Source organism: Afipia sp. GW823-FHT06G09, from assembly GCF_058794875.1.
Genome location: NZ_JBXAHF010000003.1, coordinates 613,000 through 627,599, shown reverse-complemented (window position 1 = coordinate 627,599; position 14,600 = coordinate 613,000). Strand labels below are relative to the sequence as shown.

Sequence of the window (14,600 nt, the reverse complement as noted above, 5' to 3'; positions counted from 1 at the left end):
CTTAATCCTCTTCCTCTTCGACTTCTGGCGAAGCCAGCGAGCGCAGGATCAGGACCGGCAGCAGCAGCGTGAAGACGATGACCTCCTTGAAGTTGCTGGCGTAGAACGACGAGAACGCTTCGACGATGCCGACCACGAGCGCGGCGGTGGCGGTGAGGGGATAGCTGACGAGGCCGCCGATGATCGCGGCGACGAAGCCTTTCAGGCCGATCAGGAATCCGGTGTCGTAGTAGATCGTGGTGATCGGGACGATCAGGATTCCCGAGATGGTTCCGATCACGGCGGCGAGCAGAAACGCGACCTGTCCCGACAGCGTGGTGCGGATGCCGACAATGCGCGCGCCAAGGCGGTTGACCGCGGTGGCGCGCAGCGCCTTGCCGTACAGCGTGTAGCCGAACAGCAGCCACAGCCCGACGATCAGCAGAATGGTGATGGCGTAGATCGCGATGCTCTGGCCGGTGAAGCGCAACGGCCCGATGGTGAAGGCGGCGGTGGAGATCGCCGGCGCGCGCAGGCCTTCCGCGCCGAAGAAGGCGAGGCCCAGTCCCTGCAGCGCCAGATGCATGCCGACCGATGCGATCAGCAGCACCAGCACCGACGCATGGGCGATGGGCTGGTAGGCGATGCGGTAGAGATAGAGGCCGATCGGAGCGACGATGACGATCGACAGCAGGAAGTTGACGGCGACATTGTTCTGCCGTCCCGCCAGCGCGGTCGCGAGGGCCCAGATTGCCAGCGGCAGCACAATGTTGAGCGCCAGCGAGCGAACGAACTTGCCGGCGCTCATCGTGTTGCGTCCGGCGATCATGTCGAAGGCGAAAGCAACCACGCCCATGCCCAAGGCGAGCAGGGTAGTGCCCGGCACCTTGCCGGTGGCCAGCATGGCATAGGTCAGCGCGCCGAAGGTGACGAATTCGCCCTGCGGGATCAGGATGACGCGGGTCACCGCGAACACCAGAACGAGCGCGAGCCCGAGCAGCGCATAGATCGCGCCGCTGGTTATTCCGTCCTGCAACAGGAACAGAAGGATCGTGCTATCCAAGGCGTCCCCTCAAGCGTCGCGCGCATACGGAGTGAAGGGTCCGCTGCACCCAGCGCGGCGGTTGAATTCCGCCATCGCTATTTGATATGATTTATAACGATTATGGAGTATAATCACAAGTCTTGGCCGCCTTGGGAAGTCGAGGCGCCCTTATAGCAAGAGCAGACCGACGACAGGAAGCGCACGATGGCTGTTTCCAGGACCGCGAGCACCGCTGCCGCCAAAGCCAAGAAGCGGACACCTGCGGCGCGCGCGCGGATGGTATCTCCTGCCGCCCCGATCCGGATAGGGGATCTTGCGGACTTCCTCGGCTATTCGCTCAAGCGCGCGCAACTGCGGATTTTCGACGACTTCATCGGTTGCGTCGCGGCGCTGCAACTGACACCGGCGCAGTTCTCGGTCCTGATGCTGGTGGACGCCAATCCCGGACGGAACCAGACCGAGATCGCCTCGACGCTCGGCATTCTGCGGCCGAATTTCGTCGCCATGCTGGATGAACTGGAAAGCCGGGATCTCTGTGTCCGGGTTCGCTCCAGCAGCGACCGCCGCTCCCATATCCTGAAGCTGACGGACAAGGGCCGTGCGGCCCTGGCCCGCGCCAGGAAGCTGATCGAAACCCGGCACGAAGCGCGGCTTAAGGAACTGCTGGGAGAGGATAACCGCATCCTGCTGCTGGCGATGCTCGGCAAAATCGCGCAGGAGTTTTAGCGGGCATTGCGTCCAGCGCGATCTTTCCCCGCGTCGTCCCCGCTTTCGCGGGGACGACATCGGACGTGAAGCGATGGCGTGATGCCGATGCGAGCTTACGGGTCCACCAGAATGATGCGGATGTCGTTGACGTTGGTCAGCGTCGGCCCGGTCATGAGAAGATCGCCGGTGGCCTCAAAGAACGCGGTGGCATCGTTGTTGGCGAGATAGGCTGTCGGATCGAGCTTGAGTTCGCGCATCTTCGCGAACGTGCGCTGATCGAGGATCGCGCCGGCCGGGTCGGTCGGATGACCGGCGCCGCCGTCCGCGCCGTCGGTGTCACCCGCGAGCACGGAAATGCCCGCCGTCTCAGCGAACAGGCTTGCGAGTGCGAGCACGTATTCCTGGTTGGGCCCCCCGCGTCCATTGCCGCGCACCGTGACGGTGAGTTCGCCGCCGGACAGGACCGCAAGCTTCTTTCCCTCGGCGTGCGCCTTCAGTGCGAGCTGCGCATGGGCCGCCGCGACGTCGCGGGCTTCGCCTTCGAGATCCGCTCCAAGCGCAACGACTTCGTAGCCCGCGTTGCGCGCAACAGTCACGGCAGCGTCGAGCGATTCCTGCGGCCGTGCGATGATCTTGAATGTGGAGCGCGCGAAAGCGGCGTCGCCGGGTTTGCAGCTCTCGTTGCGCGGATCGTTCAGCGCCGCGGTCACGGCGTCATCCGTCTTGATTGCGTAGCGCGCAACGATCTCGCGTGCGTCGGCCAGCGTCGTGGTGTCCGGCACCGTCGGCCCCGATGCGATGGTGGCCGGATCGTCGAACGGCACATCCGAAATCGCCAGTGTCAGAACCTGTGCAGGTGCAGCGGCGCGCGCAAGCCGCCCGCCCTTGATGCGCGACAGATGCTTGCGGACGGTGTTCATTTCGCCGATCGGCGCACCCGATCGCAGCAGGCTCTTGTTCATCGCCTGCTTCTGCGCGAATGAAATTCCATCCGCCGGCGCGACCCAGTTCGCCGAACCGCCGCCAGACAGCAGCACCAGAACGAGATCGTCGGCTCCGGCGGCTTCAGCCAGTTCAAGCGTCCGCGCCGCAGCCTTCATGCCTGCTTCGTCCGGCACGGGATGTCCGGCTTCCACGATCTCGATGCGCCGTGTCGGCTTGCCGTATCCATGCCGTGTGGTGGCCAGCCCCGACAACTGCGCCGGATCGATGCGTCCACCGTCGAGGTAGTGCCGTTCCGCCGCATGCGCCATTGCACCGGCAGCCTTGCCCGCGGCCAGGCAAAGAATGCGGCCGCGCGGCGGCGGCGGCAGATGCTCGGCCAGAATGCGGTCTGGATGGGCTGCGGCGACAGCGGCATCGAAGATGGCACGCAGCAAAGGGCGTTTGTCGGTCATCAGGTCATCGCTTGGCGCTATACGGATTCAAAGACATGACATGATCGGTCGTGCGATAAAAGGCCCTCCGCAAGGTTATTGCGGAGGGCGGAAATGTTTTCAGAAGTGCCTGTCTGGAGCGGGAAAGTCGGATTTCCGGGCTGGAAATCCGGATCCTTCCGGCTGATTGTCAGCCGCCGATCTCGCCGCTGATGATCGGGCCGAACAGCTGCCAGCGTTCGCCGGTGAACTTCATCAGCTGCAACTGGCTGATCGGCGCGAAGTCGGTGGGACTGGTGTTCAGCTTGATTCCGGGCAGGCCCATTTCAAGCTGAAGGTCCTTGATGCTGGCGGCCTGTTTCATCACGTTCTCGCGCGTGAGATTGTCGCCGCACATCTTCAATACATGCACCATGGTCTGCGCGGAGCTGTAACCGAACGCGACCGACGAGTCGGCGCGGTTGGCTTCGGGGAAGTACTTCGCAAGGAACGCATCGAAGTTCTTCACGCCCGGATCGTCCTTCCACTGCGGGTCGGTCGGATCCTTGCCGTAGGTGGCCGAGATCACGCCCTGCGCATTTTCAAAACCGGCAGGCTTGATCACCGATCCGGTGGAGGAGGCGACGTTGTTCAGGATGAACAGCGGCTTCCATCCGAGTTCGGCAACCTTCTTGATCGACTGCGCGCCGAATTTCGGCGTGGTGATGCTGACGAACACATCGGCACCCTTCGATTTCAGCGCGACGATCTGCGAGTCCACCGTGGGCACCGATGTCTCGTAAGGCTCTTCGGCCACGATCATCGAAGCGCCCTTGGAGCCGAGGCCATCCTTCAGGCCTTTCAACACGTCTTTGCCGAAGTCGTCGTTCTGGTAGAGGATGCCGATCTTGCCGTCCGGCTTTTCCTTCATCAGGTACTTCGCATAGATCACGCCTTCGCTCTGGTAGTTGGGCTGCCAGCCCATGGTCCAGGGGAAGTTCTTCGGGTCGTTCCATTTGGTCGCGCCGGTGGCGACGAACAGCTGCGGCACCTTCTTGGTGTTCATATACTTCTGGATCGCCGAATTCGATGGCGTGCCGAGCGAGTTGAAGATCAGCAGGACTTCATCGCTCTCGACCAGCTTGCGGGCCTGCTCCACCGCCTTGGGCGGGCTATAGCCGTCGTCATAGGAGATGAAATTGATCTTGCGGCCATTGATGCCGCCTTCGGCGTTGATCTTGTTGAAGTAGGCGGCCTGGGTCTTGCCGATGATGCCGTAGGCGGAAGCCGGTCCGCTGTAGGGCATGATGTTGCCGATCTTGATCTCGGTGTCGGTTGCGCCGGAATCGTATTTCTTTTGCGCGAGCGCACTGCCCGTCGACGCGGCGAAAGCCGCGGCGGTCGCGAGCAGCAGCATGCGATTCAGTTTTTTGAAAGCCATTTCTGTTGTTTCCCTAACCTAGTTTTTTGCTGTTTGTTTAGGCGTTCTGCCTTGGAAGCCTTTTTGGCTTCTCGTGTATTCAATACCGTTCGCTCTTTTGTTTCAACAAACCGTATTGAAATCGAAAGTCCCCTGCGAAATGTCGCAGGGGGCAATTGTTGTGCGAGGGCGAACTAACCGCCGACATCACCATTCAGGATTTCTCCGAACCGGACCCACGTTTCGCCCTTGAAACGCATCAGCTGCATCTGGCTGATCGGGGCGAAGTCGGTGGCGCTGGTGTTGATCTTGACGCCCGGCAGCAGGCCGCCGAGTTCAAGATTCTTGATGCTTGCTGCCTGCTTCATGACGTTCTCGCGGGTGAGATTGTCGCCGCAGGCTTTGAGCACATGGACCAGGGTCTGGGCCGAGTTGTAGCCATAGATCACCGAACCGTCGCTCCGGTTCGCATCGGGGAAATACTTGAGGAGGAAGGCGTCGAAGTCCTTCATTCCCTTGTCGTCCTTCCACTGCGGATCGGTCGGGTCCTTGGCATAGGCTGCCGAGATGATGTCCTGCGAATTCTCGAATCCGGCGGGCTTGATCACGGAGCCGACCGAGGCCGAGACGTTGTTCAGGATGAACAGCGGCTTCCACTGCAGCTCCGCGACCTTCTTGATCGACTGGGCCGCGAACTTCGGCGTGGTGATGCTGATGAAAACGTCCACGCCCTTCGACTTCAGGGCGACGACCTGCGAGTCGATGGTGGGCACACTGGTTTCATACGGCTCTTCCGCGACGATCATGGTCGCGGCCTTCTTGCCGAGGCCGTCCTTGATGCCCTTGAGGTAGTCTTTGCCGTAGTCGTCGTTCTGATAAAGGATGCCGATCTTGCCGTTCGGCTTCTCCTTCATGAGGTAGCTCGCGTAGATGCGGCCCTCGCTCTGGTAGTTGGGCTGCCAGCCCATCGTCCAGGGGAATTCCTTCGGATCGTTCCACTTGGTCGCGCCGGTGGCGACGAACAGTTGCGGCACTTTCTTGGCGTTCAGGTATTTCTGGATTGCCGAGTTGGATGGCGTGCCGAGCGCACCATAGACGATCAGAACCTCGTCGCTTTCGACCAGCTTGCGCGCCTGCTCGACGGCCTTCGGCGGCGAGTAGCCGTCATCGTAGGTGACGAAGGTGATCTTGCGGCCGTTGATGCCGCCTTCCGCATTGATTTTGTTGAAGTAGGCCTGTTCGGATTTTCCGATGACGCCGTAGGCGGAGGCCGGTCCGCTGTAGGGCATGATGTTTCCGATTTTGATCTCGGTATCGGATGCGCCGGTATCGTACTTCTTCTGGGCCAGTGCGCCGGTGCTTGTTGCGGCGAGTATCGTGAACGCAGCCGAGACTGTCGCGAGTCGAGATGCTGCAATAACCATATGTCTCTCCCTGGGTCGTGTTTGTGTCCTCGTACTGTTCTTGATTTCGAGCTCTTTGCGGCTCGACGATATTCAATACCCTTTGCAGGCCGGGTTCAATGAAAAGCCCTCCGCGACGGGGTCGCGGAGGGCTCGTTTTTGCGGCAGCCCGTTTCGCAGGGCGAAAGGTTAACTTCCGCCCATGCCGCCGGTGATGATCGGTCCCTGCAGCTCGTACTTGTCACCCTTGAACTGCATGATCTGCAGCTGGTCGATCGGGTAGAAGTCGGTGGGGCTGGTGTTGATCTTCACGCCCGGTAGCAGGGTGTCGGGGGTGAAGTCCTTCAGGTTCGCCGCCTGCTTCATGATGTTCTCGCGGGTCAGGTTGTCGCCGGCCTGCTTCAGGACCTGGACCAGCGTCTGCGCCTGGCCGTAGCCGTAAACGACAGAGCCGTCGGTCTTGTTCATGTCCGGGGCGTACTTGGCGAGGAAGGCGTAGAATTTCTTCATGCCTTCGTCGTTGTCCCACTGCGGATCAGCGCCGTCCTTGGCGTAGGCCGCCGAGAGAATGCCTTGCGCGTTCTCGAAGCCCGCCGGTTTCAGCACGCTGCCGACGGACGCGCCGACATTGCTCTGGATGTAGGTCGGCTTCCAGCCAAGTTCCGCCACCTTCTTGATGGCCTGGGCGGCGAACTTCGGCGTGGTGAAGCTGACGAACACGTCGGCGCCGGAGGCCTTCAGCTTGATGATGTGCGAGTCGATGGTCGGCTCGGACACTTCATAGCTGTCCTCCGCGACGATCTGCGACGCCTTCGCGCCGAGGCCGTCCTTCAGGCCCTTCAGCATGTCCTTACCGAAGTCGTCGTTCTGGTAGAGGATCGCGATCTTGGCGTCCGGCTTGGTTGCAAGCAGATGCTTGGCGTAAACGCGGCTTTCGCTCTGGTAGGCCGGTTGCCAGCCCATGGTCCAGGGGAATTCCTTCGGCTCGCCGAACTTGGTGGCGCCGGTCGCCACGAACAGCTGCGGCACCTTCTTCGCGTTCAGATACTTCTGGATCGCGGAATTCGACGGCGTGCCGAGCGGCCCGAACACCAGCAGCACTTCGTCGCTCTCGACCAGCTTGCGGGCCTGTTCAACGGCCTTCGGCGGGGAGTAGCCGTCGTCATAGGTGATGAAGTTGATCTTGCGGCCGTTGATGCCGCCCTGATCGTTGATCATCTTGAAGTAGGCTTCTTCCATCTTCCCGATGACGCCGTACGCGGAGGCGGGTCCGCTGTAGGGCATGATGTTGCCGATCTTGATTTCGGTATCGGTCGCGCCGGTGTCGTATTTTTTTTGCGCGAGCGCATGGCCGCTCGTCATCGCGAGCGCGGCGACGGCCGACACTGCTGCTACGTTGAGCTTGAGTTTGGATAGCATTGTAGTCTCTCCCTGAGATGCGGTTTTCCGCCTGGTGTGGAGAACCAAAACCACACCAGAATTATGGTTTCCAGTGTCCTTTTGAATCCGAAGTTCGCTCCTGAGCGCGCTGCAAAAAGAAGCGGAATTCGGATTCAGGACATTGGCGGAAACGGATCCGGAAAGAGATTATACCCCGAGGGCTAAAATGAGGGGCCCGATTCAGCAAAACTGAATCAGGCCCCCTGTCACTTGGTCCGGAAACCGATTTTCCGGAAACACCATGCGCAAACAATCAGATGCCGACAAGTCTCATTTGACGTCCCGGAATCAGACTTACGACTTACCCTTAGGATTTGCTCTTTTTTCGGAACAAGGCCTCGATGGCGTAGGCGACCTGCCGGGCGCCGTGCGGCAGCAGGAAGATGACGGCGAACAGGAACACGCCGAACACCGCGCCGGACAGTCCCTTCGAGATGTGTTCCGCCACGTTGGGCACGAACACGATGAACGCCGAACCGACCAGCGACCCGGGCAGCCAGCCGACGCCGCCGACCACCATGCCTACGAAGATCGCGATCGCAAGCTGAATGGTGAAGCTGTCGGGAGCCACGAACTGCACCACGATGGCGCCGAGCGCTCCGGCGATGCCGGTGAAGGCGGCCGAGACGCCGAATGCCAGGGTCTTGTACAGCGGCAGGTCGACGCCCATCGCCGAGGCGGCAATCGGATTGTCACGGATCGCCATCAGCGCCCGTCCGGACCGGCTTCGCAGCAGGTTGACGGAGAGGACGTAGATGACGCCCGAGACAAACAGCGTGAAGTAGTACAGCCACATGTCCTGTGACATCTTCAGGCCGAACGGCGCGTCCGGCTTGGTGATGACGAGGCCCTGCACGCCGCCGGTCCAGTGCTCGAACAGGTTCAGCTTGAGAATCTGTGGCATCGCGACCGCCAGTGCGAAGGTCGCGAGCGCCAGATACACGCCCGAGAGCCGCAGCGCCGGGAACCCGAACAAGAACCCGAAGATGAAGCAGATGAGGCCCGCGGCGGGAATCGTCAGGGCGTAATTAACGCCCAGATGCTCCATCAGAATGCCGGCGGTATAGGCGCCGACCGCATAGAAGGCGCTTTGGCCGAGCGAGAACTGCCCGCTGCCGCCGGTGAGCAGGTTGAGGGCCAGGATGGCGATGGCGTAAATCAGCACCATCGTCATCTGGAAGATGATGAAGTTCTTCACGAACAGCGGCGTGATGACCAGCAGTGCGAGCATCACGAGGGTCGCGGTGGTGCCGACCGTCATCGATTTTTTCGACGGGGCGGTGACCGCTGGGGCTTGCGAAACGGAGTCCTGAACGGTGCTCATGATTAAACTCGCTGTACGATGGCGCGGCCGAACAGACCGGACGGTTTGATGACAAGCACGACGATAATCAGTGCCAGCGCGATCGGAAGTTTCAGTTCGTTGCCGACGCCCGGAATGTAGGTGCCGACGAGGTTCTCGAAGACACCGACCAGGAAGCCGCCGACCACCGCGCCGAACGGCGAAGTGAGGCCGCCGAGCACCGCCGCCGCGAAGCCGTACAGCAGGATGCCGCCCATCATGTTGGGCTCGAGGAACACGACCGGAGCGATCAGGAGACCGGCGATGGCGCCGATGGCGGAGGCCATGCCCCAGCCGAGCGCGATCATCCAGCTCGTGTTGATGCCGACCAGACGTGCCGATTCAGGCAGCGACGCCGCTGCCCGCATCGCGAGGCCAACCCGCGTGAAGCGGAAGAAGATGTAGAGCAGCAGAAGCAGGACCAGCGTAACGCCGATCATGCCGGCCTGGTGGGTCGAGATCAGCTGGCTGCCCAGGAAGCCGGACGAACCGAACGGCGAGGGGAACTGCTTGATCGTGAAGTCCCAGGTCAGGCCCGCGACGCTGTTGAGGATCGCGAACAGTGCGATGAAGCCGGCGACATGCACCAGCACCGGCGCATTGGTCAGCGGCTTGAACAGCGCGCGTTCGATGACGATGCCGCCGATGAACGAGATGACCAGCGTCAGCAGGAAGGCCGGCCAGAACGACAGGCCCCACTGCATCAGCTGCCAGGCGATGAAGGTCGAGAACATCGCCATTTCGCCCTGGGCGAAGTTCAGGTGGTCGATGGCCTGATAGATCATGACCACGGCCAGCGCCATGCAGGCGTAGATCGCGCCTGTGGCAATGCCAGCCAGGACTTGGTTGGTGAACAGTTCCATGGCTGCGTCCTCAGTATCCGAGATAGGATTTGCGGATGTCTTCGTTGTTCGCGATTTCCTTCGCGCTTCCCGACATCACGATACGCCCGGTTTCGATCACGTAGGCCTGCTCCGCCAGCTCGAGCGCGAGCTGGGCGTTCTGCTCGACCACCAGGATCGTCACTTTGTGCTCGCGGTTGATGCGGCCGAGGATTCCGAACAGGTCGCGGACGACGAGCGGCGCGAGACCGAACGAGGGCTCGTCCAGCAGCATCAGCCGGGGACGCAGCATCAGCGCGCGGGCGACCGCGAGCATCTGCTGTTCACCGCCCGAAAGCGTTCCCGCCTGCTGGGTATGACGCTGCTTGAGCACGGGGAAGAACCCGTACATCTGCTCGATGTCGCTTTCGATCGCCTTCTTGTCGCCGCGCGAGATGGCGCCGAGCTGAAGGTTTTCCTCGACCGTCATGTTGGTGAAGGTGCCGCGGCCCTGCGGCACATGGGCAATGCCCAGCCGCACCACGTTCTCGGTCGATACGCCGGCGAGCGACTTGCCGTCGAACTCGATGTTGCCGGTGGAGCGGATCATGTTGCAGATCGCCCGCAGCGTCGTGGTCTTGCCGGCGCCGTTGGCGCCGAGCAGGGTGGTGACGCTGCCCTCGTTGAGGGAGAATTCCAGTCCGTGCAGCGCCTGCACCTGGCCGTAATAGGCGCGCAGGTCCCTGATCGTCAGCATTGTGCTCATTGGTCCTTGCTCCCCAGATAGGCCTTGATGACGTCGGGGTCGGACTGCACCTGAGACGGGGTGCCTTCAGCGAGCTTCTTGCCGAAATTCAGTGCGACGACGTGATCGGCGATCTTCATCACCAATCCCATGTGATGTTCGACGAGCAGAACCGTGATGTTGCGCTGGTCGCGGATGCGGCAGATCAGGTCGCCGAGAACGTAGACCTCCTCGTGATTGAGGCCGCCTGCGGGCTCATCCAGCAGCAGGATCTTCGGTTCGGCGGCGAGCGCGCGGCCAAGTTCGACCCGCTTCTGCGTGCCGAACGGAAGACCCGAGACTTCGCGGTCGGCGACGTCGTGCAGGTCGAGATAATCGAGGATTTCATGGACCTTCGCGTTGAGCTTGCGCTCTTCCTCGCGAACCCATGGCAGCTTGATCGAGTCGCTGACGAAATCGCTCTTGGTGCGGCAATGTCCGCCGATGCGGATGTTGTCGCGCACCGTCAGGCGCGGGAACAGCGCGACGTTCTGGAACGTGCGGCCGATGCCGACCTCGGCGATCTTTTGCGGCTGATGGACCAGAATGCTCTGGCCTTCCATCAGGATCTCGCCCTTGCTCGGCTGATAAAGCCTGCTGAGACAATTGAAGAGCGTCGTTTTACCGGCGCCGTTCGGACCGATCAGGCCGAGAATCTGGCCCTTCTTCATGTCGAACGAAACACCGTTCAACGCAATGATGCCGCCGAACACGACGGAAACGTCGCGGACCGCGAGCAAGGGGGCATGCCCCTGCGCAACCTGTGCCTGCATCATGTGTTGATGTCCACGCGAGGCCGGGAAGTTCCCGCCTGCATGTAACCGCAACGCGCGCGGCTATCCGATCCCCTCAATACGTGCAACTTTTCCTCCTGGCGGTTTCATTTTCTTGGTGTCGGCAGTTTCTTTGTTTTGCGATCCGCGCGCAACGCCGTGGGCGGGCGCGATCTCGAGTTTTCCCTTAGCACTGTCGCCGGACAGAATCCAACAAAGTTCTTTTTTTGAACTTGAAAGGATTCCAGTTTCAGGGCCGGGACGGTGTCGCCAGGCCCGGGTCATCTGGCATGCCACCGCGACGGTGGCGGCTAGCGGATTCCCTCGGCAACACGTGTTACTTTTCCCCCTGCGGTTTTCATTTTTTTGATGCTTGTATTTTCTTTGGTTTGCGGACCGCGTCCGACACTGCCGGTCATCGCGATCTCGATATTTCTTACCATCGCGACCAGGCGCGGACCAATATCGTTCTTTAATAGAACTTCGCTGAATTTGAAGGCCGGCGCGCCGCAGTTGAAGGCATAGGGGCCGGTTCCATCGTTCAGCTTCAGCGCAACGCCGACCGCATGGATATCGCTGTGCCATTCACCGGCGGACATGGCGAAGCCGTGCTTCGCCACGCATTCGCCGGCGCGCTCGATGCCGTCGCGGACCTTCGGCCAGTTGGCGCCGGTGTGTTCCTTGATCTCGCGCATCAGGTTGGCGCGCTCATCCTCCGGCAGTGCCCACAGATAGGCGCGGCCCATGGCGGTGGTGGCGATCGGAACCTTGGAGCCGACATCGAGCAGCACGCCGACAGTCAGTTCGCTGCGGCTCTGGCCGAAGTAGATCATGCTGAGACGGTCGCGCGCGCCGATGGCGACGGCGCCTCCGGTCTCGCGCATCAGCTGATCGCGATAGGGATCTGACACATGACGCACGCCCATGTTGGCGAGTGCGGAATATCCGAGCGCCATCGCAGCGGGCGCGAGCTGGTATTTCTCGAAACGCGGAACGGGCGTGAGATAACCGAGCTTTGTCAGCGTGTAGGTAAGGCGCGAAATTGTCGGCTTCGGCAAATTCGTGCGCGCGGCGATTTCCTGATTTCCGAGAAGGCCATCGCTCGGACGAAATGCGCGCAACACATCGAGCCCGCGCGATAACGCGATGACAAAGCTGCGATCCGTCGCAGATTTCTTCGGCGGGCGTTTCATTCATCAAACCGCATATGTGGTCTTCGTTGACAAAGGACGTGCTTCAAAATATCCCTCCGTGTCAAGATGTGGAATTTAATTCCGCACTGCGAAATATTCAAAAAACAGCGCTACAAGGAGAGTTGTGTGAGCGAAGTGGTCAAGGTGGAACGTCGCGACGCGGTTGCAATCGTCATTGTCAACAGCCCTCCCGTGAATGCGCTCAGTGCTGCGGTGCGCAAGGGTATCGCCGACGGCGTGAAGAGCGCCGAAGCTGATGCATCGGTCAAAGCGATTGTCATTGCATGCGCCGGCCGCACATTTATCGCAGGCGCCGACATCACCGAATTCGGCAAGCCGCCACAGTCGCCCAGCCTTCATGAAGTGATCGAGGTCATCGAGAATTCCTCCAAGCCGGTGGTCGCCGCAATTCACGGCACCGCGCTCGGCGGCGGCCTTGAACTCGCGCTCGGAGCGCATTTCCGCGTCGCCACCAAGGATGCAAAGCTCGGTCTTCCCGAAGTGAAGCTCGGCCTGCTGCCGGGCGCAGGCGGCACGCAGCGCCTGCCGCGTGCAGTCGGTCCTGAGCTTGCCGTGAAGATGATTGTCGGCGGCGATCCGATCGGTGCCGCCGACGCGCTCAAGAACGGCCTGATCGACGAGGTCGTCGATGGCGAACCCGCCGTCGGCGGTGAAGCTTTCGCGCGCAAGGTGCTCGCCGAGAAGCGTCCGCTGCGCAAGCTGCGCGACGACGATTCCAAGCTCGCTGCCGCCAAGGCGGACAAGTCGATCTTCACAAACGCGGCTGCTGCGGCAAATAAGCGCAACCGGGGTCTGGAAGCTCCGCTCGCCGCCGCCGAGGCTGTCAGTCACTCGCTCGACCAGCCGTTCGATCAGGCGCTGAAGTCCGAGCGCGACCTGTTCCTGAAGCTGATGAATGGCGAACAGTCGAAGGCGCAGCGCTATGCGTTCTTCGCGGAGCGCGAGGCGGCCAAGGTTGCCGGCGTGCCGGACGGCACCAAGGCGCGTGACGTGAAGCAGGTTGCGATCATCGGCGCCGGCACCATGGGCGGCGGCATCGCGATGTCGTTCGCCAATGCCGGCATTCCGGTTACGCTGATCGAGACCGGTGACGAGCAGCTCAAGCGCGGCCTCGGCATCATGCAGAAGAACTATGAAGCCACCGCTGCTCGCGGCGGCATTCCCGCCGACGCCCCGGCCAAGCGCATGGGCCTGATCAAGGGTGTGGTCGGCATCGAAAACGTCAAGGATGCTGACCTCATCATTGAGGCCGTGTTCGAGACCATGGCCATCAAGAAGGACGTGTTCGGCAAGCTCGACCAGTTTGCCAAGCCTGGCGCGGTTCTGGCCACCAACACCTCGTATCTCGATATCAACCAGATCGCCGCCATGACCAAGCGTCCGCAGGACGTGCTGGGCATGCACTTCTTCTCGCCGGCCAACGTCATGAAGCTGTGCGAAATCGTCCGCGGCGAAAAGACCGCGCCTGACGCGCTGATGACCGCAGTGGCTGTCGCCAAGCGCATCGCCAAGGTGCCGGTCGTTGTCGGCGTCTGCGACGGCTTCGTCGGCAACCGCATGCTCGCCGCCCGCGGCAAGCAGGCCGAGAAGTTCCTGTTCGAAGGCGCGCTGCCGCAGCAGGTCGACGCCGTGCTGACCAAGTTCGGCATGCCGATGGGGCCGTTCGCGATGGGCGATCTCGCTGGTCTCGATATCGGCTGGCGTTCGCGTCAGGACCGCGGCATCAAGTCGGAAATCGCCGACGCGATCTGCGAGGCGGGCCGCTTCGGCCAGAAAACCGGCAAAGGCTATTACAAGTACGAAGCCGGTTCGCGCGCGCCGCTGCCGGATCCGGAAATCGAAAAGCTGATCGAGGAAACCACCGCCAAGCTCGGCATCAAGCGCCGCCAGATCGACGATCAGGAAATCCTCGAGCGCCTGATGTATCCGATGATCAACGAGGGTGCGCGCATCCTTGAAGAGAAGATCGCGGCGCGTCCGAGCGACATCGATGTGGTCTGGCTGTACGGTTACGGCTGGCCGATCTACCGCGGCGGCCCGATGTTCTACGCCGACAGCGTCGGCCTCAAGAAGATCGCGGAGCGCTTGTCGTTCTACGCCAAGCAGACCAACGATCCGTCGCTCGAGCCGACCCCGCTGCTCAAGCGCCTGGCAGACGAAGGCAAGACATTCGCGTCCCTCGCCAAGGGCGGATAAGTCTTGTGATGACAACGGTGCATGCTCCGTTGCAGAATCCCACCTCTCCCATGGGGAGAGGTCGGCGCGTAGCGCCGGGTGAGGGGGTACGCTCTCACGATGGATTCTACGCCCTCACCC

At 61.5% G+C, this 14,600-nt stretch carries 12 protein-coding genes; 2 read left to right on the top strand and 10 right to left on the bottom strand.

The genetic code is table 11. The features are described from left to right. Position 1: 1 nt before the first annotated feature. The gene (locus tag AC1Q67_RS15495) at positions 2-1,042 is read right to left on the bottom strand and encodes a branched-chain amino acid ABC transporter permease (protein WP_024576987.1); all 1,041 of its coding nucleotides are present in this window, start codon (positions 1,040-1,042) and stop codon (positions 2-4) included. A gap of 186 nt (positions 1,043-1,228) precedes the next feature. Here AC1Q67_RS15495 and AC1Q67_RS15490 point away from each other — a divergent pair, with 186 nt between their 5' ends. Beyond that, entirely contained in the window at positions 1,229-1,750 is a 522-nt protein-coding gene (locus tag AC1Q67_RS15490; protein WP_492236230.1) for a MarR family winged helix-turn-helix transcriptional regulator, read from the top strand. Between the two features lie 95 nt (positions 1,751-1,845). Here the strand turns inward: AC1Q67_RS15490 and AC1Q67_RS15485 are convergent, their stop codons facing one another. The 9 genes from AC1Q67_RS15485 to AC1Q67_RS15445 all read right to left on the bottom strand — a co-directional run bounded on the left by AC1Q67_RS15485 (position 1,846) and on the right by AC1Q67_RS15445 (position 12,263). Next, positions 1,846-3,129 (bottom strand): glycerate kinase type-2 family protein, encoded by a 1,284-nt coding sequence (locus AC1Q67_RS15485; protein ID WP_492236229.1) that lies wholly within the window; start codon positions 3,127-3,129, stop codon positions 1,846-1,848. A 169-nt stretch (positions 3,130-3,298) separates the two neighbouring features. Beyond that, entirely contained in the window at positions 3,299-4,528 is a 1,230-nt protein-coding gene (locus AC1Q67_RS15480; RefSeq protein ID WP_492236228.1) for an ABC transporter substrate-binding protein, read from the bottom strand. Positions 4,529-4,701: 173 nt separating this feature from the next. Next, entirely contained in the window at positions 4,702-5,931 is a 1,230-nt protein-coding gene (locus tag AC1Q67_RS15475; RefSeq protein WP_024576983.1) for an ABC transporter substrate-binding protein, read from the bottom strand. Between the two features lie 168 nt (positions 5,932-6,099). After that, the gene (locus AC1Q67_RS15470) at positions 6,100-7,329 is read right to left on the bottom strand and encodes an ABC transporter substrate-binding protein (RefSeq protein WP_024576982.1); all 1,230 of its coding nucleotides are present in this window, start codon (positions 7,327-7,329) and stop codon (positions 6,100-6,102) included. A 328-nt stretch (positions 7,330-7,657) separates the two neighbouring features. Continuing rightward, positions 7,658-8,674 carry a branched-chain amino acid ABC transporter permease gene (locus AC1Q67_RS15465; RefSeq protein ID WP_492236227.1) on the bottom strand — a complete coding sequence of 339 codons (1,017 nt, stop codon included), beginning with the start codon at positions 8,672-8,674 and terminating at the stop codon, positions 7,658-7,660. Between the two features lie 2 nt (positions 8,675-8,676). Continuing rightward, positions 8,677-9,555, bottom strand: coding sequence for a branched-chain amino acid ABC transporter permease (locus tag AC1Q67_RS15460; RefSeq protein WP_024576980.1), 879 nt, complete (start codon positions 9,553-9,555; stop codon positions 8,677-8,679). Positions 9,556-9,565: 10 nt separating this feature from the next. Continuing rightward, a complete protein-coding gene (locus AC1Q67_RS15455; protein WP_024576979.1) occupies positions 9,566-10,279 on the bottom strand; it encodes an ABC transporter ATP-binding protein in 714 nt (237 codons plus the stop codon). Beyond that, positions 10,276-11,073 carry an ABC transporter ATP-binding protein gene (locus AC1Q67_RS15450; protein WP_492236226.1) on the bottom strand — a complete coding sequence of 266 codons (798 nt, stop codon included), beginning with the start codon at positions 11,071-11,073 and terminating at the stop codon, positions 10,276-10,278. Before AC1Q67_RS15450 ends, AC1Q67_RS15455 begins: the two co-directional genes overlap by 4 nt. A gap of 308 nt (positions 11,074-11,381) precedes the next feature. Next, on the bottom strand, positions 11,382-12,263 hold the full coding sequence (locus AC1Q67_RS15445; RefSeq protein ID WP_492236225.1) for an IclR family transcriptional regulator: 882 nt from the start codon (positions 12,261-12,263) through the stop codon (positions 11,382-11,384). A gap of 126 nt (positions 12,264-12,389) precedes the next feature. Between AC1Q67_RS15445 and AC1Q67_RS15440 the strand changes: the two genes are divergently transcribed. After that, on the top strand, positions 12,390-14,480 hold the full coding sequence (locus AC1Q67_RS15440; RefSeq protein ID WP_024576976.1) for a 3-hydroxyacyl-CoA dehydrogenase NAD-binding domain-containing protein: 2,091 nt from the start codon (positions 12,390-12,392) through the stop codon (positions 14,478-14,480). Positions 14,481-14,600 lie beyond the last annotated feature (120 nt).

Bases quoted from the DNA above. Each gene is read 5' to 3' on its own strand.
- AC1Q67_RS15490 (WP_492236230.1), top strand. From the start codon at position 1,229: ATGGCTGTTTCCAGGACCGCGAGCACCGCTGCCGCCAAAGCCAAGAAG.
- AC1Q67_RS15485 (WP_492236229.1), bottom strand. From the start codon at position 3,129: ATGACCGACAAACGCCCTTTGCTGCGTGCCATCTTCGATGCCGCTGTC.
- AC1Q67_RS15480 (WP_492236228.1), bottom strand. From the start codon at position 4,528: ATGGCTTTCAAAAAACTGAATCGCATGCTGCTGCTCGCGACCGCCGCG.
- AC1Q67_RS15475 (WP_024576983.1), bottom strand. From the start codon at position 5,931: ATGGTTATTGCAGCATCTCGACTCGCGACAGTCTCGGCTGCGTTCACG.
- AC1Q67_RS15470 (WP_024576982.1), bottom strand. From the start codon at position 7,329: ATGCTATCCAAACTCAAGCTCAACGTAGCAGCAGTGTCGGCCGTCGCC.
- AC1Q67_RS15465 (WP_492236227.1), bottom strand. From the start codon at position 8,674: ATGAGCACCGTTCAGGACTCCGTTTCGCAAGCCCCAGCGGTCACCGCC.
- AC1Q67_RS15460 (WP_024576980.1), bottom strand. From the start codon at position 9,555: ATGGAACTGTTCACCAACCAAGTCCTGGCTGGCATTGCCACAGGCGCG.
- AC1Q67_RS15455 (WP_024576979.1), bottom strand. From the start codon at position 10,279: ATGAGCACAATGCTGACGATCAGGGACCTGCGCGCCTATTACGGCCAG.
- AC1Q67_RS15450 (WP_492236226.1), bottom strand. From the start codon at position 11,073: ATGATGCAGGCACAGGTTGCGCAGGGGCATGCCCCCTTGCTCGCGGTC.
- AC1Q67_RS15445 (WP_492236225.1), bottom strand. From the start codon at position 12,263: ATGAAACGCCCGCCGAAGAAATCTGCGACGGATCGCAGCTTTGTCATC.